The sequence below is a fragment of the Dyella flava genome (assembly GCF_016904955.1).
In the GTDB taxonomy this organism is placed as follows: domain Bacteria; phylum Pseudomonadota; class Gammaproteobacteria; order Xanthomonadales; family Rhodanobacteraceae; genus Dyella_B; species Dyella_B flava.
This window is the reverse complement of record NZ_JADIKE010000037.1, coordinates 331,619-354,018: the sequence shown is the minus strand read 5'-3', so window position 1 is coordinate 354,018 and position 22,400 is coordinate 331,619. Positions and strand designations below refer to the sequence as shown.

Below are 22,400 nucleotides of genomic sequence, written 5' to 3'. Positions count from 1 at the left end.
GAAATCTCTTCTTCCCCGCGACGTCGTCTGTCACCCCTGACGACCGGCGTTGCGCCGCTTGAACAGCGTATAGCGGTCTTGGTGTCTGTGGAAGTGCCTGAGTGACATGTAGGCATGAACGAAAGTGCTTATCGGGATAGCGCCTAGTTCTTTGTATCGATATTACGTAGGACTGCATTTGTGCCCGTTATCTGCGCGGTTTGCGAAAAATGCGCTCTTGATATCGATTTCATTGCACAAGTTTTTTTGTAGGCACATCACTACAAGATGTCAGGGAAGGCTCTTAGGCATCAATCGCTCGGTTCGTTACATTTCGCGAAATCTTTACAGTTCGGGGCCGCCTTGCACGAGAGCGGCTTGATGGACACGGCATCACTACAACAAGGAGCTCGTTGCAATGCGCAAACTCGTCACACTCGCCGTCGTATTCGCCCTCGGCACGGCCTCGGCCGCCGCTTTCGCCGAGGGCAATGCGTTCGTCAATGCCAATGCCGGTTACTCCGATTACGGCATCGGTGCTCGGCCCTCTTTTCCGGGCATCGATGTAAATCAGCGCAACGGCGACCCCGCCAGCGCCCTGCGCGTCGGTTATCGCTGGAACAGCGTGGTCGATTACGGCTTCGAGGTGGGTTATGGCTATCTGGGCCAGTACCGCCTCAACGTCGCCGACCCTTATGGCGCCACACGCTACACCCAGAAAAACCGTGGCTACCTGCTGGGCGGCAACCTCAACTACAACATCACGGATAACTGGTACATCTCGGCGCGCGTCGGATGGTTCCGTGGCCGCAATACGTACACGGTTGCAGACTACTCCCCGGCGGGCATGGAAACGGTGCGCGGCACCATGACCAATACCGGCGAGTACTTCGGCCTTGGCGCGGGCTATAACTTCAACAAGCACTTCAGCGTCGGCCTGGCCTACGACACCTATCGCACCCCGCGCGGTCCCATGCGCAGTTCGGATGCGGGCCTCGACGGCGCGTACCTGCGTACCACCCGCGCCGGCATGTATTCGATCCAGGGCGAATACCGCTTCTGATCCAGCCGGGCCCATCACCCCCACGGCGGCCGCTTCCAGCGGCCGCCTTTTTTATGTGCGGGACCGATTGCGGCACAATAGACGGGTTGTGCCCCGCCAACGCAAGGTTCGCGGAGCCCCCATCCCAGTCGAAGCAGCCGCCAATGACCACCATCAAGCAAGACGATCTGATCCAGTCCGTCGCCGACGCCCTCCAGTACATCAGCTACTACCACCCGGTCGACTACATCACCAACCTGGCCAAGGCCTACGAGCGCGAAGAATCGCCGGCCGCCAAGGACGCCATGGCGCAGATCCTGATCAACTCGCGCATGGCCGCCGAAGGCCACCGCCCGCTGTGCCAGGACACCGGCATCGTCACCGTGTTCCTGAAGGTGGGCATGAACGTGCGCTGGGACGCCACGCTGTCGCTGGAAGACATGGTCAACGAAGGCGTGCGCCGCGCCTATAACGACCCGGACAACAAGCTGCGCGCCAGCGTGCTGGCCGATCCGGCCGGCAAGCGCAGCAACACCAAGGACAACACCCCGGCGGTGATCAATGTCTCGATCGTGCCGGGCGACACCGTCGACGTGATCGTCGCCGCCAAGGGCGGCGGCTCCGAGGCCAAGTCCAAGTTCGTGATGCTCAACCCGTCCGACTCCATCGTCGACTGGGTGCTCAAGACCGTGCCGACCATGGGCGCCGGCTGGTGCCCGCCCGGCATGCTCGGCATCGGCATCGGCGGCACCGCCGAGAAGGCGATGCTGCTGGCCAAGGAAGCCTTGATGGAGCCGATCGACATCCAGGACCTGATCGCCCGCGGCCCGCAGAACCGTGCCGAGGAACTGCGTCTGGAGCTGTACGAAAAGGTCAACGCACTCGGCATCGGCGCGCAGGGCCTGGGCGGCCTCACCACCGTGCTCGACGTGAAGATCAAGGACTACCCCACCCACGCCGCCAACCTGCCGGTGGCGATGATCCCCAACTGCGCCGCCACCCGCCACGCGCACTTCACCCTGGACGGCTCCGGCCCGGTCGCGCTCGATCCGCCGTCGCTGGAAGACTGGCCCAAGCTCACCTACGACGCCTCCAAGGGCCGCCGCGTCAATCTCGACACCGTCACCCGCGAAGAAGTCGCCAGCTGGAAACCCGGCGAAGTGCTGTTGCTCAACGGCAAGCTGCTGACCGGCCGCGACGCCGCGCACAAGCGCATGGTCGACATGCTCAACAAGGGCGAAAAGCTGCCGGTCGATTTCACCGGCCGCTTCATCTACTACGTCGGCCCGGTCGATCCGGTGCGCGACGAAGTAGTCGGTCCCGCTGGCCCCACCACCGCCACCCGCATGGACAAATTCACCGAACAGGTGCTGGCGCAGACCGGTCTGCTGGGCATGGTCGGCAAGGCCGAACGTGGTCCGGCGGCGATCGATGCAATCAAGAAGCATCAGTCGGTGTATCTGATGGCAGTGGGTGGCGCGGCTTATCTGGTTTCCAAGGCGATCAAAGCGTCGCGTGTGGTTGGCTTTGCCGACCTGGGCATGGAAGCGATCTACGAATTCGAAGTGCAGGATATGCCGGTGACTGTCGCCGTGGATTCGGCGGGTACCTCCGTGCACAAGACCGGGCCTCGCGAGTGGCAGGCGAAGATCGGCAAGATCCCCGTCCTGGTGGAATAACGAGGTGCGCACAGCGCACACGTTCGCCTCCTCTCCCCTCCGGGGAGAGGATTGAAGTGAGGGGCCAAGGCTTGCCCCAAACTTCAACAATGCATCCGCTTTGGCTTCCTCTCCCCTCCGGGGAGAGGATTGAGGTGAGGGGCCAAGGCTTGCGTTGAACTTCAACAATGCATCCGCTTTGGCTTCCTCTCCCCTTCGGGGAGAGGATTGAGGTGAGGGGCCAAGGCTTGCCCCAAACTTCATTGATGCATCGCTTCGATTTATTCCTAAGGCAAGATTGTCCCCTCACCCCAACCCTCTCCCCGGAGGGGAGAGGGAGTAGAGCGAGCTGGCATTTAGCCATCCAAACCCATATGCCTTATCACCGGTTGCATTCCAGCTGGTGCAGCGCAACACTGGCAGGATTGTTTTCCTCGCAACCCTGACAGAGAAACCGTGACCTCGAATGCCTCCGCGCCACTTACCAGCGGCGCCCCCTGGATCGTGATGAAGTTTGGCGGCACCAGTGTCGCCACCCTGCCACGCTGGCAGAACATCCGTGAGCTCGTTGCCAGCCGCCGCGCCGAAGACGCACGCGTGCTGGTGGTCGTGTCCGCGCTCACCGGCATCACCGACGCACTCAAACAGATGTGCGCGCAGGAAGAAAAAGGCAAACGTATCGAGGCTGCGAAGGCGATCGCGCAACGGCATTACGACTTGCTCGATCACATGCAACTGGCGGTTCCGGATGCACTCGGCACGCGGCTGGCCGATCTGGCCAAGCTGGCCGAAGAAGGGCCCGCCGCGTTGGGCGAGCTTGCCTGGTCTGCGCTGGTGCAGGCGCATGGCGAGTTGATGTCCAGCGCGCTCGGCGCAGCTTTCCTGAGCCACAGCGGCCTGCCTACGCAATGGGTGGATGCGCGCGACTGCCTTGCCGCGGCCTCGCTGCCCAACCAGAACGAACGCAGCAAGCTGTTATCGGCGATGGTCGAAGCCAAGCCCGATCCGGCCCTGAATGCGCGTCTGGCGCAACGTGGCGAAGTGTTCATCACGCAAGGCTTCATTGCGCGCGAATCGCAGGGCCGCACCGTGCTGCTCGGGCGTGGCGGCTCGGATACCTCGGCCTCGTATTTCGGCGCGTTGCTCAAAGCACAGCGCGTGGAAATCTGGACCGACGTAGCCGGCATGTTCACCGCCAATCCGCGCCAGGTCGCCGGCGCGCGGCTGCTGCAGAAGCTGGACTACGAGGAAGCCCAGGAAATCGCCTCCACCGGCGCCAAGGTGCTGCACCCGCGCTGTCTCTCGCCGCTGCGCGAACCGCGTGTGCCGATGTTGATCAAGGACACCAACCGGCCCGAGCTGGAAGGCACCGTGATCGGCCCGGAAGTGCGCGAGCATGCGCCGAGCGTAAAAGCGATCAGCGCGCGCAAGGGCCTTACCCTGGTCTCGATGGAATCGGTCGGCATGTGGCAGCAGGTCGGCTTTCTTGCCGACGTGTTCGCGCACTTCAAGCAGCACGGCCTGTCGGTGGACCTGATCAGTTCGGCCGAAACCAACGTGACCGTGTCGCTCGATCCCACCGAAAACCTGCTCGATTCCGATGCGGTGGCCGCGCTGGCCAGCGACCTGGCCAAGGTATGTCGCGTGAAGGTGATTGCACCGTGCGCGGCGATCACCCTGGTCGGTCGCGGCATGCGCTCGATGCTGCACACCTTGTCCGGCGTGCTGGCCGAATTCGGCCAATTGCGCGTGCACCTGATTTCGCAATCGTCGAACAACCTCAACCTCACCTTCGTGGTGGACGAGAGCGTGGTCGACGAACTGGTGCCGCGTCTGCACGAAATGCTGATCACCGCCGGCGCCCTGCGCACCGACGACAGCGCGTTGTTCGGACAAAGCTGGCAAACCTTGTACGGCAGTGGTGAAACACCTGCTACTGGTGATGCGTGGTGGCGTTCGTCACGCCGTGAGCAACTGCTTGCCCTCGGTGCCGAAGCCACGCCGCGCTACGTCTATCACTTGCCGACGGTCCGCGCGCAGGCGCGCGAGCTGAAAACACTTGCCGCGGTCGATCGCCTGCATTACGCGGTCAAGGCGAACACGCATCCGGGCATTCTGCGCGCACTGGCCGAGGAAGGTTTCGGCTTCGAATGCGTGTCGCCCGGCGAATTGAAGGCGGTGATGGCGGTGGTGCCCGAATCCGCACCGCTGCTGTTCACGCCCAACTTCGCGCCGCGCGAAGATTACGCCTGGGCCTTGAGCACGCGCGCCACCGTATCGCTCGACTCGCTCTATCCGCTGGAGCATTGGGGCGAGGTGTTCCGTGGACGCGAGATCGTACTGCGCGTGGACCTTGGCCGCGGCCTGGGCCATCACGAGAAAGTGCGTACCGGCGGCAGCGGCAGCAAGTTCGGCTTGCCGGTCGACCAGATCGATGCCTTCCTGCGTCTTGCCGATACCCACAACGTGACCGTGCGTGGCCTGCATGCGCATCTGGGCTCGGGCATCCTCGACGACAAGCATTGGGGTGAGGTCTATAACCAGCTCGCCAGTCTGGCCGAACGCATCGGCAGCGTCACCTTCCTGGACATCGGCGGTGGCCTTGGCGTGCCTTCGCATCCGGGCGAATCGCGCCTCGATATCGCCGCGCTGGAAGAAGTGCTGCGCAAGGTCAAGTCCGCCTATCCGCATTACCAGCTGTGGATGGAACCGGGCCGCTATCTGGTCGCGGATGCGGGCGTGCTCCTCACCCGGGTAACCCAGCAGAAGGGCAAAGGCTCCTGGCGCTATCTCGGCGTGGATACCGGCATGAACAGCCTGATCCGCCCGGCGCTGTACGACGCCTGGCACGAGATCGTGAACCTCACCCGCCTCGATCAGCCCGCCACCGCCTTGTACCAGGTGGTCGGCCCGATCTGCGAAAGCGGCGACGTGATCGGCTCCGACCGCCGCCTGCCGGAAGCGCAGGAAGGCGACGTGATGCTGATCGCCCAGGCCGGCGCCTACGGCAAGGTCATGTCCTCCCCGTACAATCTGCGCGATGAGGCGGAAGAGATCGTCATCGAGTAGCCGCAAGCTTTTCCCCTCTCCCCTCCGGGGAGAGGGCAGGGTGAGGGGACAACCTCGCACTGAGTAAAGTTCGGAGCTGGGCTTCGCTTGTGCTTTTTCGCAAGGTTGCCCCCTCATCCCAACCTTCTCCCCGGAGGGGAGAAGGAGCAAAGCCCAAGGAGCGCGTATCAGGATGAAACGCATGCACGTCGATCGGGCGCGCGGACTGCGCCGCAACATGACGGACGCCGAACATCTGCTTTGGCGCTATCTACGCAATCGACACTTGATGGGAAGCAAATTCCGTCGCCAGCATGAAATCGATCGCTACATCGTCGATTTCGTCTGTCCCGAAGCGAGCTTGATTGTGGAACTGGACGGCGGACAACATGCAGAAATGATGGCAGCGGATGCTGATCGCACACGTCGACTCGAATCACTGGGTTACCGCGTGCTGCGTTTCTGGAACAATGACGTGTTGACGAATATCGAGGCGGTGCTTGAGGTGATTTTGGGGGCGGTGGCAAGAGTGGCCCCTCACCCCAGCCCTCTCCCCGGAGGGGAGAGGGAGTAAAGCTCGCTTCCCCTCTCTCGGGGAGGTGAAGCCGCCCGCTCTTCCCCCTCTCCCCTCCGGGGAGAGGGCTGGGGTGAGGGGCCAACCTCGCGAAGTGTTAGAACATCGATCCGGAGCTTTTGAGTGACCCAACCGATCCAACCCCGCCTGACCCAGGTCTTCCGCTTCGTGCGCTGCAGCTACACCAACGGCGTAGCCGAGCTGGTGTACGCCTTCGACCAGGGCGAGGAATTGATCGAACGGGTGAGCTTTCCCGCTGCACCCCCCGTGTCCGCCGAGCGCAAGCCCGCCTTCGATGCAGCGCTGAAGCTGCTGCACCTCTTTGCCGGCGTCAGCTACTACAAGGCTGGCATTCCACCCAGGATCGAGCTGGCGGACGGCCCGCTGGACGACGCAACGGCGAACCTGCTCGAAGCGCTCTACCTGCACGGCCTGGCCGAGTTCGCGTATCGCAATGGTCTCGATCTGCGTGGACGCATTGCCTTCCCACGCAGTGCTTCACCCCAGGCTGAGGGGCACACACTCGCCGCAACACTCAACCTGCCCAAGCGCACTCTGGTTCCCATCGGCGGCGGCAAGGATTCCCTCGTCGCTGTGGAAGCGATCAAACAGATCGGCGGTGAGGCGACGGCAGTATGGGTCGGCAACTCCCCCTTGATCGCGGCCTGCGCAGAACGCACCGGCTTGCCCACGCTCAACATCCAACGCGAACTCGCGCCGGGTCTGTTCGAACTCAACCGCCTTGGCGCATGGAACGGCCACATCCCGGTGACCGCGGTGAACTCGGCGATTCTCGCGGTGGCGGCGATTCTCTACGGCTACGACAGCATCGCTTTCGCCAACGAACGCTCCGCCTCCGCCGCCACGCTGGAATACGAAGGCCAGCAGGTGAATCACCAGTGGAGCAAGGGCTACACGTTCGAGCAGATGTTCAGCGACTGGCTGCACACGCACGTCGCCACCGATCTCGATTATTGCTCGCTGCTGCGCCCCTATTCGGAACTGGCGATTACCCGTGCCTTCGCCAGGCTCACGCCGTACTTTGACGTCTTCTCCAGCTGCAACCGCAACTTCAAGATCCTCGGCCCGAAACCGGCCGATCGCTGGTGCGGCCAGTGCCCCAAATGCCATTTCGTATTCCTCGCGCTGGCGCCGTTCCTGCCCAAGCCGCGCTTGCTCGGCATCTTCGGCCGCAACCTGCTGGATGACGAAACGCAAGCCGCCGGTTTCGATGCACTGCTGGAATATCACGACCACAAACCCTTCGAATGCGTGGGCGAGGGCGCCGAAGCGCGTGCAGCCATGTATGCACTGAGCCAGCGACCGGAATGGCAGGAAGATGCACTCGTCGCACGCTTCCGCAGCGAGATCCTGCCGCAGCTCAACGTCGCGGAACTGGCACTGGAGCCCTGGCTGCAAGCGTCCAGCGAACACCGCGTGCCGACCCGCCTGCAAGCTGCACTGGCAGCGATCGGCTGATATGCGTATTGCGGAGCTGGCCGGTCAGCGCGTCGCGATCTGGGGTTTCGGCAGGGAAGGGCGCGCGGCGATTCATGCGCTGCGCAAACGTCGGCCCGAATTATCGCTGGCGCTTTATTGCGGTGAAGCCGAAGCCGCCGACGCGCAGGCCTTCGATGCGGCACTGCGCGTCTATCCGCATGAACCCGATGCCGTCGCGCTGAGCGCCTACGACATCGTCATCAAATCACCCGGCATTTCCGCCTACAAACCCGCCGTTGTCACCGCAAAGGCGCAAGGCACGCGCTTCACGTCCGGCACCGCCTTGTGGTTTGGCGAAAATCCGCAAGCGCACGTCGTGGCGGTCACCGGCACCAAGGGCAAAAGCACCACCACCGCCTTGCTTGCGCATCTTGCCCGCGCGCTCGGTATCCGCACCGCATTGGCCGGCAATATCGGCTTGCCCATGCTCGAATTGCTCGATGAGCAAGCCGAGCTATGGGCCATCGAACTATCCAGCTTCCAGACCGGCGAAGCCGGCCCGCTCGAACTCGGCGTCATCACCAGCCTTTACGAAGAACACCTGGATTGGCACGGCACCCGCGAGCGTTACGTCGCCGACAAGCTCAAGCTGGCCGATGTCGCTCGTCGCTTGTTGGTGAATGGCGAGCAGGCATCGCTGTTGGAAAAAACCGCCAACCATGCGCATCGCCTGTTATTCGGTCAGCCGGAAGGCTGGCATGTGGCGAATGGCTTTATTCGTCGTGGCGCGACGGAAGTGTTGGCGCTGGAACGCATCGCCGTGCCCGGCGCGCACAACGCGCTGAACGCCTGCGCCGCCCTCGCAGCCCTGGATGCCATGGGCCACGACGCCATCGCCGCTGCACCAGCCCTGGCAAGCTTCCGCCCGCTGCCGCACCGCCTGCAACCGCTGGGTGAGCGTGATGGTTTGCAATGGATCAACGACTCCATCAGCACCACGCCGCAGGCAACGCTCGCGGCCTTGGAGAGTTTGCACGGGCGCGAAGTTACCGTGATTGTCGGTGGACATGATCGCGGGCTGGATTGGAGCGCATTTGTCGAGGCGGTCAAATCGCGCACGGCCTTGCGCATCATCACCCAGGGCAGCAACGGTCCGCGCATTGCAGCGGCCTTGCGTGCCGCCAAATCAGAAGTGCCGTTAGGTGATGTCGACAAACTCACCGACGCCGTCGAGATGGCGCGCATCGTGACACCGCAAGGCGGCACCGTGCTGCTTTCGCCGGGCGCGCCGAGTTTCGATCAGTATCACGATTACGCCGAACGCGGCCGCCGCTTTGCCGGCATGGCCGGGTTTGACGATGCAGAGATCGCCGGTATCGCCGGCATGGGCATCGCCTAAGCTTTTGCTCCCTCTCCCCTTCGGGGATAGAGAGCCTGCCCCGGACTTGATCCGGGGGCTGGGGTGAGGGGCCAACCTCGCGAAGAAGTAGATGCGCAGCGTCAACGCTTTTCCTCCTCTCCCCTCCGGGGAGAGGACTGAGGTGAGGGGGACAATCTTGCGAAGATGTGGATGCGCAGCGCGAGTGCATTAAAAGAAATAACGCTATTGCCACAACGTCCGAGGCAAGCGCAGCCCCTCACCCCAACCCTCTCCCCGGAGGGGAGAGGGAGCAGAGCATCGCAAGCACGACACATCGCCGCAAACCGCTTTTCCTCCTCTCCCCTCCGGGGAGAGGACCGAGGTGAGGGGCCAACCTCGCGAAGAAGTTGATACGCAGCATCAACGCTTTTCCTCCTCTCCCCTCCGGGGAGAGGACTGAGGTGAGGGGCCAGCCTCGCGAAGAAGTAGGTGCGCAGCGTGAGCGCATGAAGAAGATGCGCGCTGTAGCCATAAAGTTCGAGGCAAGCGCAGCCCCTCACCCCAACCCTCTCCTCGCTCCTCAAAACCGAGCACATCCATGTGCTCTCCCCGCGTGCCCCGGAGGGGAGAGGGAGCAAAACGCCGCAAGCACGACAGTTGCATCAAGTTAGTAATTGTACGTAACGAAAAAGCGGCATCCGCCTACATACGAAAGCACCGCAACTCGATATTTTGTGAACGTCATCGACAAGTCTTCCGAGGCAACATCGATGACCATGGCAATCATGCTGTGAGAATCGCGGATCGTGAGAGGTGCGAACTCCCACGACCCGCTGACCACAACAACTAACAGGAGTAGCTGAAATGGCTAAGCCGGATCATACGGCACCTTCACGCCTGTCGGGAATTTCCGACCACCTACGTACCCATCTGCACGGCGTTGCGCCCGATTCGCTGGACACGGGCGAGCCATCGCCACCAGACATTGACCACCTCATCGCCTGCATCTTCGAGGCAAACACTGTCATCAATTGCCTGCTCGCTGACAGTGATGCCTATTACGAGGCGATCGACAACGGGTTGAACGTACAGCCGGATCAATGGCCACTTACACCCGTGACGAGCGCTGGTCTGCTGGTGGCGAGCGAACTGCTCGACCAATTCGCCGAACGGCTCATGCTTGAGCCCATTGGGTAACGCGCCAGGGTCTGTATGATCGTTACCGCGGCACATCGCCTGGAGGTCGATGTGCCGCACCTGGCGCGATGACACTTAGAATGGCCGCCTGTTCAAACGCCATCAGGGGCCAGTGCGCGTATGCATGACGATCTTTCAGCTCGCGACCTTGCCGCGTTGCAGGGCACGTGGGAGCAAGTGGCGCATGAGGCGGACGGCATCGCCAACCCGCCCGACGAGTATGGCGCGCCTGGTGCCATCACTATCTTCAGTGGTCAGCACTTCGCGGTACGCACGCGCGAGGGTGATCTTTTGCTGGAAGGTAGTTTTACGCTTGATGCGTCGGCTACACCCAAAGCCATCACCTGGATCGATGCGATCGGTGAGGATGCTGGAAAACATTTGCCCGCGAGTTACGTGCTCGACGGTGATCACTTTGTGTTTATTGCCGCTGATGAAGGTTGTCCGCGGCCTACGGTGTTTCGTACGGAGCGTGGGCAGACGATGCGGACGTTTGTTCGCAGGTAGCTCTTCCCCCTCTCCCCTCCGGGGAGAGGGCCGGGGTGAGGGGCCAATCTTGCGAAGATGTTTATACGCAGCGTGAGCGCACTAAAAAACATAACACCGTAGCCATGACGTTCGAGGCAAGCGCAGCCCCTCACCCCAACCCTCTCCTCGCTCCTCAAAGCCGAGCACATCCATGTGCTCTCCCCGCGTGCCCCGGAGGGGAGAGGGAGTAGGTAGATGGCGTGTTTACCAGATCTTCACCCGATCATCCGGCGCCAAATAAAGCTTCTCACCCGGCTTCACACTAAACGCGTCATACCACCCATCGATATTGCGCACCGTCAGCGCACGGAAGTTAGCCGGCGCATGCACATCGGTAGCCAAACGCTGACGCAACGCTGCGTCGCGAATCTTCGAACGCCACGCCTGGCCGAAGGCGAGGAAGAAACGTTGATCACCCGTGAGACCATCGATCACCGGCGCCGGCTTGCCATCGAGCGACTTGTGATAAGCGGCATAAGCCACGGTAAGACCCGACACATCGGCGATGTTTTCACCCAGCGTCTGCTGACCATTCACGTGGATGCCGGGCAGCGCTTCATACTGGTCGAACTGCTTGACCAGCTTTTGCGTCGCCAGCTGGAAGTGCGCGGCATCCTGCGGCGTCCACCAGTTTTCCATCTTGCCCTGTGCGTCGAAATCAGCGCCGGTGTTGTCGAAGCTATGGCTGATTTCGTGGCCGATGATCGCTCCGATGGCACCATAGTTGGCGGCGGCATCCGCATTCGGATCGAAGAACGGCGGCTGCAGGATCGCGGCGGGGAAGTTCAGTGCGTTCTGCAACGGCAGGTTCACCGCGTTCACCGTTTGCGGCGTCATCCACCATTCGCCGCGATCCACCGGTTGATGCAGCTTGGCGAGCTGGTGCTGGTATTCCAGGGCGACGGCACGCTCGTGATTGCCCAGTGCATCGTCAGCACGAATGTCGAGCGAGCTGTAGCTGCGCCAGGTTTCCGGGTAGCCCACGCCAACGCGCAGGGTTTCCAGCTTTTCCTTCGCCTTGGCGCGCGTGGCAGGCGTCATCCAGGCCAGCGTATCGACGCGGTCGGCGAAGGCGGCAATGATGTTCTTCACCATTTCTTCCATCTTCGCCTTGGACGAAGCGGGGAAGTAATGCTTCACATAGATCTGCCCGACGGCGTCGCCCAGGTCGGTATTCGTGGCGGCGATGGCGAGCTTCCAGCGATCCTGCTGCTTGGGCGTACCCTGCAGCGTGGTGCCGTAGAAAGCGAAGTTGAGATCCGCATAGGCCTTCGGCAGCAACGGTGCCGCCTTATCGAGGGCGTGGTAGCGCAACAACTGTTTCCAGGTGTCCAGCGGTTCGCTGGCGACCAGCGCGGCGATGCCGGTGGTGGCGGAGGGCTGCCACACATCGATATGCGGCTGATCGGACAAACCCGCTGCCTTGAAATAGGCATTCCAGTTGAGCCCCGGCGCTTTCTGCGCGAAGTCGCTCATGCTCCACACGTTATTGGCCTTGTGCACATCCTGGCTGTCGACCAGGCTTTCCTGCGCCTGCGCGATCTTGGTTTCCAGCGCGATGATCGCCTTGGCCTGCGCCTCGGCGTCGGGTGTGCCGGCGAGTTTCAGCAGCGACGTCACGTACGTCTGGTACTTGGCACGGAACGCGGCCATCTGCGGATCTTGCGACAGGTAATAATCGCGACTGGGCATCGCGATACCACCTTGCAGCAGGTAGGCCATCGGGTGCGAAGGATCTTCCAGCCCCTGGGTGACGAACAGGCCAAACAGGTTTTCGGTATCGAAGTGGGTGGCGTTGATCGGATCAACATCGGCGCGTTGTTGGCTGCCGAGCACGCTGGCCAGATCATCGCGGGTCTTGATCGCGTCGATCTGATCGAACTGCGGCTTCAGCGGAGCGAGGCCGTGCTTCTCGATGCTGGCCTCATCCATGTACGCAGCGTAGTAGTCGGCAATCTTGCGCTCGTTGGAACCGGCCGCGGCATGGCCCTGGGCGATGTTGCGGATCAGCTCCGCCGTACGCTTCTCGGCCAGCTCATACACTTGCAGGAAAGTGCCGGTGCTGGAGCGGTCGGCCGGAATCTGCGCCGTCTTCAGCCAGTTGCCGTTGGCGTAGTCAAAGAAATTGTTGCCGGGCAGTACGGTATGGTCGATGCCCTTCAGGTCGATGCCGAGGTTGGTGTTGCTGGCCTTGGCGACCGGGGCGCCATCCATCGCGGCCGGCGCCGCCATCAGGGTGGTGGCGCAGCCAAGCGCCGCCGTCGTGAGAATCCATCGAAATCGCTGCATGGCAACACCTTTGTGTGGGTCTGAGCTCGTCACCATAGTGTGCCATCGCCAGCTTGTGAGCATGACTTTTGGACTAGAGGCCTTGGCTCTTCCCCCTCTCCCCTCCGGGGCACGCGGGGAGAGCACATGGATGTGCTCGGCTTTGAGGAGCGAGGAGAGGGCCTGGGTGAGGGGGACAATCTTGCGAAGATGTGGATGCGCAGCGCGAGTGGATTTAAGAAGACATCACGCTGTAGCCATGACGTTTGAGGCAAGCGCGGCCCCTCACCCCAACCCCCGGATCAAGTCCGGGGCAGGCTCTCTCCCCGGAGGGGAGAGGGGGCAAGAGCTTGCAACGTGCGAGGCGCCACGCTCTTCTCCCTCGCCCCTCCGGGGCACGCGGGGAGAGCACATGGATGTGCTCGGCTTTGAGGAGCGAGGAGAGGGCCGGGGTGAGGGGACAATCTTGCGAAGATGTGGATGCGCAGCGCGAGTGCATTTAAGAAGACATCACGCTGTAGCTATGACGTTTGAGGCAAGCGCGGCCCCTCACCCCAACCCCCGGATCGAGTCCGGGGCAGGCTCTCTCCCCGGTGGGGAGAGGGGGCACGAGCTTGCAACGTGCGAGGCGCCACGCTCTTCTCCCTCGCCCCTCCGGGGAGAGGGAGCAAAGCGACCTCAACGGCCCAGCAATTCGATCTCGGCCAGCGCAGTCGGCCCGCTGTTATCAAAACTCAACCGGTAATACGAATGCGCCGCCGGCTCGCCGATACCAAACACCCGCGTCTGCCGCGCCCACGCGAAGCGTTCGTCACTGCGTGTATCCAGCGTTGTCCAATGCAACCCATCATCGGAAGCTTCGAGCTTCCAGTTCGACGGAGCTGAGGCACGAGCACCGGAAGTAAGCGTATACATCGCAATGCTGTGCGGTTGCGGGAAATGCCAGCTCACAACCGCATGCGCTGGCAGTTGCGCTTCGGTATCACTGGTGTGATCGAACAGCGCGTTGACATCAGGCATGGCCGGATCGCTGCTTGCCTGACCTTGGCCCGGGCCAACGAGATCGCGCAGCGGCGAAGGTTTGCCTTCGACAGTAAGCGAGGCGGGTAGGGCCTGCACATCGCTGCCCCAGGTCGACGGCTTCGGCCCCATCGTGAAATCGAGCGTGGCGCCCTGCGCAAGCAGCGCATGCGGCAAGGTAAGTTTGTTCCACGGCTGCCCGTTCACGCGCAGGCTTTGCACGTAGCGATTGGTATCGCTGACCTGCGGTGCATTGATGACGATGTGCTTGCCGTTTTCCAGGGTGATATCCATGTGCGGGAAGTACGGTGCGCCGATCACATACTCCGGCGTGCCCATGCGCAGGGGATAGAAACCCATGGCGCTGAACAACCACCAGCCAGACATCTCGCCGTTGTCTTCGTCACCCAGATAGCCCTGGCCGATGCTGCTGCCGACATACAGACGGGAGAGCACATCGCGCACCTTGTCCTGCGCTTTCCACGGCTCGCCGGTGTAGTCGTACATGTAGATGATGTGATGCGAGGGCTGATTGCTATGGCCGTACTGGCCCATGCGCACGGCCTGTGCTTCGCGCATCTCGTGGATGGCCTGGCTGTAGTCACCGATGTGATAGACCCCGGGCGTGGCGAAGAACTGGTCGAGCTTGGCCGCCAGTGCAGCGCGTCCGCCGTACAAGCCCGCCAGGCCCGCGCCATCTTCGGGGGCGTGGAAGGCCATGTTCCAGGCATTGGTTTCGGTGTAGTCGCCACCCCAGGCCAGTGGATCGAAATGCTGCTTGTCGACGCGCCAGTGACCGGCCGCATCGCGGCCGACAAAGAAGCCGACATCGGGATCGAACAGGTTCACGTAGTCCAGGGCGCGGTTGCGGAAGTAGGTCGCGTCTTGCGCATACTGTGTCGCGTAGGGATCGCTTTTATCGTCCTGGGTCGCCAGCGCTTCAGCCAGGTTGCCGATGGCGAAGTCGGCGATGTAGCCGTCCATCGACCACGACAAACCTTCCTTGATGGCGGTATCGGTATAGCCGTTGAAGATGGAGCGTTGCAGTCCTTTGCGTCCGGTGCCTTGCAGGGGACTGACCACGGTCGCGTCTTTCAGCGCCGCCTGATAGAACGAACGCACATCGAAGTTGTGCACGCCCTTCAGCCAGGCATCGGCGAAGGCGACATCGGCGCTGGTGCCGACCATGAGATCGGCGTAGCCGGGCGACGACCAGCGCGCAATCCACCCGCCGTCGCGATATTCCTGCACAAAGCCGTCGATCATCACGCCGGCCTGGGTCGGCATCAGCAGCGCATAGGCAGGCCACGCGGTGCGATAGGTATCCCAGAAGCCATTATTGACGAACACCTTGCCATCGACGATGCGCGCGCCGGTGTGCGTCGGTGTATCGGCTGCCACTTCGGGCGAGAACGGGCTGGCATATTGATAGACCGGCTGCGCGGCGGTGCCGGTGTTCTCATAGGCCGAGTTGGGATACATCAACATGCGGTAGAGATTGGAATACAACGTCACCAGCTCACCGTGACTGGCGCCCTGTACCTGCACGATGCCAAGCTGCTTGTCCCAGATATCTTGCGCTTGCGCACGCACCGCATCGAAACTTTCGTCCGGCGCGATTTCCATCGCTAGATTGTGTTTGGCCTGCTCAAGGCTGATCAGCGACGTGGCGATGCGCACATTCAGCGTCTTGTTCTTCGAGGTATCGAAGCCGAACCATGCGCTGACATGATCGCGCCCTTCGCCGGTCAAGCGCCCGCTTTCGCTCACCGGCTGATCGACCACAGCGTAGAAGAACAAACGCGTCGCGCCGGTGGACAGATCGCTTTTGACATCGGAGTAACCGCTGAAACTGCGGTGCGAGGGATCGAGCGTGATACCGCCTTCATTGGTGCGATTGTCGAAGACGAGCTGGCCGCGCTTACCGGGGAAGGTGAAGCGCAGCATGGCGGCGTGATCAGTGGGCGTCATCTCGCCCACGATGCCGTTGTCGAAACTCACCTTGTAGAAATACGGACGGGCGATTTCGTTGGCATGGCTGAAGCTCAGTGCGCGCGCTGCGCGGTTGGCGCTCGGCGCGCCGCTGGCCACGGCCTCGGGCATCATCTGGAAGGTCTGGCGATCGCCCATCCACGGGCTTGGTTCGTGCGATAGCGAAAACGCTTCCAGGCGCGGCCGGTTGTTCGCGTCATTGCGCTGCTGATACTGATACATCCAATCCGAGCCGGCGTCGGTGACCGGTACCCAGAAGTTGAAGCCGTGCGGTAGCGTGACCGCAGGGATATTGTTGCCGCGCGAGAAGGTATAGCCGGCATTGGTGCCGCGCAGGGTATAGACGTAATCGCTGGGGCGCTCGTTGGTCGATTCATCAACGGCCGGGCCGATGCGCAGGTCATCAAGAAAACCTTCGAAGTGCGCAGCCGGGCCGTCGTGCGTCAGCACAATCTGCCGAATCCGCCGTCCGGCCGCGACCTTGCCGAGATCGATCGACAGCTTGTTCCACTGATTGACATACACGGTACGGCTGGCGCCCAAGGCATGCGCATCGGCGGGAATGCGGTGCTGGTCCTGCGCGTTGAGCATGGATAGGCGCGAGCCATCGTCGAAGATCAGATCGATCGCGACATAAGTCGCTGGATCACTCAGATCATTCGCGACGATGCAGGGAAACAGCAGATAGGAAAGTTGCGTATCGGCCTGTACCGGCAGATCGACCTTGAACAGCGTTGTTTCCTGTTTGCCGCCCGCATTGCCTTGATAGTGCAACGAATGCAGGCCGGTGAAACCGACCCCGGATTTGGCGCTGTAAGCGTCCTTGGCGGAAGGGCCGCCGGCGACGTCCACGTGGAACGGGGCGCCGGGCGCGCTGGCGATCGGCGCGGGCTCGCCCGGTTCGAACGATCGGAAGAAAGTGTCGGGCTGATCCGCGCAGGCGACGGTGGTAAACAGGGCCAGCCCGAAGAAAAGCAGTTTCCGCCGGAACGTGACTGCGGTAGAACCTGGTGCGATGTGCATCTGTCACCCCTATCGGATCGTGCGCGGCGCCAATGGAAAGCGCCGAAACTTGGATTTGAATCGATCTAAATTAAGCCTGTCAAACTGCAGTGCAGCACGTTGCGCGTATGTGCCGGTCGGGGCAGGGCGGTCGATGCCGGCCCGGCTCGTTCGACGTACCCGTAAAGGCGGCGCACTCGCGCTGCCAACACTTTTAATGGAGCAAGCATGACTACCTCCGACGACCACGCGCCTCATCTTGCCACGCACCCGGACCGCCGCTGGCTGGCGCTGGTGCTGTTATGCCTGGGCGAGCTGATGATCGTGCTGGACACCACCATCGTTAATGTCGCACTGCCGTCGATCAAAACCGATCTGCATTTCGGCGACACCGCGCTGGCCTGGGTGGTCAATGCCTACATGCTCACCTACGGCGGCTTTCTGCTGCTGGGCGGCCGCTTGGGCGATCTGTACGGACATCGCCGCCTGTTCCTGCTCGGCATCGCCGCGTTCACCCTCACTTCGCTGGCCTGCGGTTTGTCAACTACGCAATCCGCGCTGGTGATCGCGCGTAGCGTGCAGGGGCTGGGTGGGGCGGTGGTCTCGGCGGCGGCGTTGTCGTTGATCATGGATCTGTTTACCGAGCCGGGCGATCGCGCCAAGGCGATGGGCGTGTTTGGTTTCGTCTGTGCCGGCGGCGGCAGTCTCGGCGCGATGCTCGGTGGTCTGCTGACCAGCAGCCTGAGCTGGCACTGGGTGTTTCTGGTGAATCTGCCGATCGGTGCGGCGGTGGTAGCGGCCGCATGGCGTTTGGTGCCGAAGGCGCCGGCCACCGCCACCTCGCGGCATCTCGATGTATTCGGCGCCGTCACCGTCACAGCCGCGCTGATGTTGGCGGTCTACGCCATCATCAACGGCAGCCAGTCCGGGTGGGAGTCGGCGCAGACACTTGGCCAGCTGGGTGTGGCGCTGGCGTTGCTGTTGCTGTTTCTGTGGATCGAAACGCGCGTGCAGGTGCCGCTGATGCCCTTGCGTCTGTTCAAGCTGCGCAACCTGGCGGTGGCGAATGTGGCCGGCGTGCTGTGGGCGGCGGCCATGTTTGCGTGGTTTTTTCTCTCCGCGCTGTATATGCAATTGGTGCTGGGCTATGGACCGATGCAAGTCGGCTTGGCGTTTCTGCCCGCCAACCTGATCATGGCGGCGTTCTCGCTGGGCTTGTCGGCCAAGCTGGTGATGCGATTTGGCATTCGTCGGCCGTTGGCGGTCGGTCTGGCGCTGGCAGCGTGTGGCTTGTTGTGTTTTGCGCGGGCAACGGAACACGGCGGGTTTATCAACGTGATCCTCCCCGGCATGTTGCTGCTTGGCGTCGGTGCCGGCGTGGCCTTCAATCCGGTTTTGCTGGCGGCGATGAGTGATGTAGGCCCGAGCGAATCCGGTCTCGCTTCCGGCGTGGTCAATACCTCTTTCATGATGGGTGGCTCGCTCGGCCTGGCGGTGCTCGCGACGCTGGCCGAAGCGCGTACGCAAAGCGTGTGGGCCGCGGGCATCTCGCATGCGGCAGCGCTTGCAGCAGGTTATCGGTGGGCATTCTTCGCCGGCGCCTGCTTCGCCGCGCTAGGCGCCCTGCTCAGCGCCACGCTGTTGCGCACAGCGGGTGCGACGGCGCAAGAGCAAACCGTTACCGTACATTGACCGCGCACACATCAACCCATACCTAACCGCGCAGGTTGAACCGCAGCCGCGTAGGTTGGAGTAAGCGCCAGCGCACTCCAACATCGCCATGTCCTGTCTTGCAATTAAAACAGCCACGGGTTGGTGATTCACCGCCATGTCATGTCCTGCGCCAAAGACATCCTTGGCCAGCAATGATTCCTCGCCATGTCAGAGATGGCGGCGTTGGAGTGCGCTGGCGCTTACTCCAACCTACGTTATTGCGTTACATGGTGGTCGCATGCCCAATCGGGGGAGATGTCGCCACGTCGAATATATCGATGAATCGACGAATACGCCCAATCGCTGGCGCGTGTGACATATCGATGCTTCACCGGGTTTATATGCACATAATCCACATGGCGCTGAAGGTCGAGGTCGTTTCTGATCTGATGTTCCCAAAAACGCCGCTGCCAAATCTCACGTTCGCCTTTGCGCCGTTTCGAGGCGCAAGCAACGCCGCGTGCTTCGATAGCCTTGGAGAACGTCTGTTTGATCAACATCCAGCGCATCGAATAGTTCCCGTCCTCGGCGGGCATGCGCCATACGGCATGCATGTGCTCGGGGAGAACGACCCACGCGGTGATGTGAAAAGGATGGCGCTGCTTCACCACCGTGACGGCGTGGCGCAATACGGCGATGCGTTCTGTCAACAAGGAGCTGGACCGATCAGCGAGATTGACCGTGAAGAAGAATGTGCCGCCGGGAGCTTGGGTCCGTCGATAACGCATATCGCCCTCCGTGGCGGGTGGACATGGGTTGAGGTTTTATTTGGCGATGTTGGCGGACCACCAACCCGCATCGCAACGCGCGATGTTGTGGCGCGATGCCACCGCGTGATGTCGCCGCGCGATGTGTAGGTTGGTGGTAAGCGAAGCGCACCCCAACGTCGCCATGTCGTGTCTTACGAATAAAATAGCCCTGGTTCGGTGATGATTGATCGTTGTGTCAGAGATGGCAATGTTGGAGTGCGCTGGCGCTTACTCCAACCTACGCGGTACACGATATGCGATACGCGATTCGTGGCGGATTTGCGTTTCAGAAGGATGCCGACCCGGCTTTCAACCGGGTCGGCGGCATGCGGCGTTGTTTCTGCTTGCGGTCAGTTATAAGCCACGGTGAAGGTGGCCTTGGCGGATACGCTGCCGGTTGCCACCGTTCCGGTCTGCACCATGCGCGCCTGCAAGGGGGCGGCAAACGTGCCTGTTCCCGTCGCGACCGTACCGGCCAGCCATTGGTTGGCGTTGCCGATGTCCGCGGAGTCTGCGCCGAATAAAACGTCGGTGGCACCGCCATTGCGTTGGATCCGTACGGCGACACCGCCCGCCGTCGATCCCGGTGCCAAGTTGAGATTACTCGTTCTATTCGCAGGAACGGTGGCATCGGTCATGGTGATGTAGATGTTTCTCGTGCCACCTGCCGTGCCGCCCGCACAATTGAAATTGATATTGAATGCCTGCGGCGGCGTCATGCTCCCCACGCCGGTAAACTGCCCGGCCGTATAGTTGCCAAGGTTGACTGTCTGGGTGGAATTGGCGTTGACGGAACAAGTTGGCGTGGTGAGGACAACCTGAATCGGCCTTGCCCACGATAAGGTGGTGTATACCTGTGGATAGCTAGAGGTAATGCGCCAACGCCCGAAAACTCCGCTTAACGATCCGCTACCCACGGGGCCTGTCTTGACGAACTGAAACACCATGGTTTGGGCAGGCCAACTAAACGTGGGGCCTCCTAAACCTAATCTGCAGGTTGAAGGGAACCATTCGCCGGTGGCGCAGTTCGTGGCCATCCTCATGCGAGCTGCGACCCCCGGTATGTTCGTGGCATAGAGATTATTACCCAGGTAAGCAGTGCTGCCTTCAGTCACTAGGTCAAACGTTCCAGCAACGCACTGAGTTGGGTCGGATGTGGCGGGCGAGGTCACATTGCCACCCCAGAGCACACTTCCTACGGGAATCGATGGGTCAACACTGATCGACGCAGGTCCGGTGAAGTTGAGGTTATAAGTACAGGCATGGGCTTTCGATGGCGCCATGCCCCAGAGTATTAGCAGGCCGATGAAGACGAGCAAATGGGTAAACCTATTCATCGTAGAACTCCCAAAAAATGCCTTGTTATAAGGTGCATCGCTAGAAAATGTTGGAAGTGGTATTTATTTTTTTCATGACGCATTCATCGAGCCATGGCAACGGTGTCTGACACGCATTGCCCTCGCGGTCACGTAGGTTGGAGTAAGCGCCAGCGCACTCCAACGTCGCCATGTCATGTCTTGCGCCAAAAACATCCCTGGGCCAGCAATGATTCACCGCCATGTCAGAGATGGCGGTGTTGGAGTGCGCTGGCGCTTACTCCAACCTACGCGATACGCCATACGCGATTTGCAGCGGATTTGCGTTTCAGAAGAATGCCGACCCGGCTTTCGGCCGGGTCGGCGGCATGCGGCGTTGTTTCCGCTTGCGATCAGTTATAAGCCACGGTGAAAGTGGCCTTGGCCGATACGCTGCCGGTTGCCAGCGCTCCGGTCTGGATCATGCTTGCCTGCAAGGGAACGGAAAACGTGTTTGTTCCGGTTGCGACAGTACCGGCCTGCCATTGGTTGGCGTTGCCGATGGTCGCGGAGTCTGCGCCAAATAAAACGTCGGTAGCACCGCTGTTTCGCCGAATGCGCACGGCCACGCCGCTGGCCGTCGATCCTGCTGCCAGGTTGAGGTTATTTGTTCTATTCGCAGGAACGGTGGCATCGGTCATGGTGATGTAAACCCTGGTCGACTGACCCGCGGTGCCGCCCGAACAATTGAAATTGACGTTGAATGCCTTGGCCGGCGTCATGCTTCCCACGCCGGTAAACTGCGTCGTCGTATAGGCACCCAAGCTGACCGTCTGGGTGGAATTGGCGTTGACGGAACACGTTGGCGGAGTGGGCGAAACAATGTTCGTCGCTCCGATGAGATTAATGCTGGCGATCTGGACGCTATTGAACATAACGATACCGACCGTTCCCGCCGAGATGGTTCCGTTGCCCACGGTGGTAGCGGTTTTAATCCATTCCACCGTCGCGAGGGTGGCCGTTCCAATCCCTTCCCCCGGACCTGGGTTGTTAATGGTTGAATTATTGTTACCTGACCAGCTCAGGGTATCTACTGAGACTGGGTTGGGATAACTAACGCGGATGCCAATTCCCGGAATATTGGTGGCATAGACATAGGCGATGCCGGCCGATGTGGTGAAACGCTGCATCGTGCCTGCCATGCTGTAGGAGTAGATGCTTCCCACCGGCCCTAAACAGGACGCGATGGTACCCCCTTGCGAAGGATTGGCCCTTTGCGTCGAAAGCACCGTGCCCACTGGAGTGGCTGCTGAAACGTTGAGGGTCGCGGGTGCCGGTATCGAGTACGTGACGGGGCCGAAGACGTTCACGATTCCCGAGTAGCCAGGATTGTCCTTGAACACACTGCAGTTGATCTGTGCGGCTTGCGCCAGGTTCGGCAGCAGGATACTTGCCCCAATAAGCAGGAGACCGGATGCCAGCCATCTGGACAGTCCGAGTAAGCGGCTTGGTTTGTACAGACTGGAAGTCATTTG

The 22,400-nt window shown here is 61.4% G+C and carries 14 protein-coding genes; 9 read left to right on the top strand and 5 right to left on the bottom strand.

Annotated elements, in window-relative coordinates; all coding sequences use genetic code 11:
- The first annotated feature begins 397 nt into the window (after positions 1 to 397).
- The 8 genes from ISP19_RS14865 to ISP19_RS14830 all read left to right on the top strand — a co-directional run bounded on the left by ISP19_RS14865 (position 398) and on the right by ISP19_RS14830 (position 10,805).
- Positions 398 to 1,042, top strand: a complete 645-nt coding sequence (locus ISP19_RS14865) for an outer membrane protein (RefSeq protein WP_204683187.1) — start codon at positions 398 to 400, stop codon at positions 1,040 to 1,042.
- A 143-nt stretch (positions 1,043 to 1,185) separates the two neighbouring features.
- Positions 1,186 to 2,700, top strand: a complete 1,515-nt coding sequence (locus ISP19_RS14860; RefSeq protein WP_204683186.1) for a fumarate hydratase — start codon at positions 1,186 to 1,188, stop codon at positions 2,698 to 2,700.
- A gap of 435 nt (positions 2,701 to 3,135) precedes the next feature.
- Entirely contained in the window at positions 3,136 to 5,748 is a 2,613-nt protein-coding gene (locus tag ISP19_RS14855) for a bifunctional aspartate kinase/diaminopimelate decarboxylase (RefSeq protein WP_204683185.1), read from the top strand.
- A 172-nt stretch (positions 5,749 to 5,920) separates the two neighbouring features.
- Positions 5,921 to 6,301 (top strand): endonuclease domain-containing protein, encoded by a 381-nt coding sequence (locus tag ISP19_RS14850; RefSeq protein WP_204683184.1) that lies wholly within the window; start codon positions 5,921 to 5,923, stop codon positions 6,299 to 6,301.
- Positions 6,302 to 6,424: 123 nt separating this feature from the next.
- Positions 6,425 to 7,780 carry a UDP-N-acetyl-alpha-D-muramoyl-L-alanyl-L-glutamate epimerase gene (gene murL / locus ISP19_RS14845; protein ID WP_204683183.1) on the top strand — a complete coding sequence of 452 codons (1,356 nt, stop codon included), beginning with the start codon at positions 6,425 to 6,427 and terminating at the stop codon, positions 7,778 to 7,780.
- A gap of 1 nt (position 7,781) precedes the next feature.
- Complete coding sequence (gene murD, locus ISP19_RS14840; RefSeq protein WP_204683182.1) at positions 7,782 to 9,140, top strand: UDP-N-acetylmuramoyl-L-alanine--D-glutamate ligase; 1,359 nt, start codon at positions 7,782 to 7,784, stop codon at positions 9,138 to 9,140.
- Between the two features lie 825 nt (positions 9,141 to 9,965).
- A complete protein-coding gene (locus ISP19_RS14835; RefSeq protein ID WP_204683181.1) occupies positions 9,966 to 10,298 on the top strand; it encodes a hypothetical protein in 333 nt (110 codons plus the stop codon).
- Positions 10,299 to 10,418: 120 nt separating this feature from the next.
- Entirely contained in the window at positions 10,419 to 10,805 is a 387-nt protein-coding gene (locus ISP19_RS14830; protein WP_204683180.1) for a TIGR03067 domain-containing protein, read from the top strand.
- Between the two features lie 225 nt (positions 10,806 to 11,030).
- Here the strand turns inward: ISP19_RS14830 and ISP19_RS14825 are convergent, their stop codons facing one another.
- Together ISP19_RS14825 and ISP19_RS14820 are read right to left on the bottom strand one after the other, a co-directional pair.
- Positions 11,031 to 13,115 (bottom strand): M13 family metallopeptidase, encoded by a 2,085-nt coding sequence (locus tag ISP19_RS14825; protein WP_204683179.1) that lies wholly within the window; start codon positions 13,113 to 13,115, stop codon positions 11,031 to 11,033.
- A 657-nt stretch (positions 13,116 to 13,772) separates the two neighbouring features.
- Positions 13,773 to 17,129, bottom strand: coding sequence for a GH92 family glycosyl hydrolase (locus ISP19_RS14820; protein WP_204683178.1), 3,357 nt, complete (start codon positions 17,127 to 17,129; stop codon positions 13,773 to 13,775).
- A gap of 207 nt (positions 17,130 to 17,336) precedes the next feature.
- Here ISP19_RS14820 and ISP19_RS14815 point away from each other — a divergent pair, with 207 nt between their 5' ends.
- On the top strand, positions 17,337 to 18,800 hold the full coding sequence (locus ISP19_RS14815) for an MFS transporter (RefSeq protein WP_204683177.1): 1,464 nt from the start codon (positions 17,337 to 17,339) through the stop codon (positions 18,798 to 18,800).
- Positions 18,801 to 19,036: 236 nt separating this feature from the next.
- Here the strand turns inward: ISP19_RS14815 and ISP19_RS14810 are convergent, their stop codons facing one another.
- The 3 genes from ISP19_RS14810 to ISP19_RS14800 form a co-directional block, all read right to left on the bottom strand.
- Positions 19,037 to 19,549, bottom strand: coding sequence for an REP-associated tyrosine transposase (locus ISP19_RS14810; RefSeq protein WP_204683176.1), 513 nt, complete (start codon positions 19,547 to 19,549; stop codon positions 19,037 to 19,039).
- 371 nt (positions 19,550 to 19,920) lie between these two features.
- Entirely contained in the window at positions 19,921 to 20,907 is a 987-nt protein-coding gene (locus ISP19_RS14805; protein ID WP_204683175.1) for a fimbrial protein, read from the bottom strand.
- A gap of 371 nt (positions 20,908 to 21,278) precedes the next feature.
- A complete protein-coding gene (locus ISP19_RS14800) occupies positions 21,279 to 22,397 on the bottom strand; it encodes a fimbrial protein (protein ID WP_204683174.1) in 1,119 nt (372 codons plus the stop codon).
- Positions 22,398 to 22,400 lie beyond the last annotated feature (3 nt).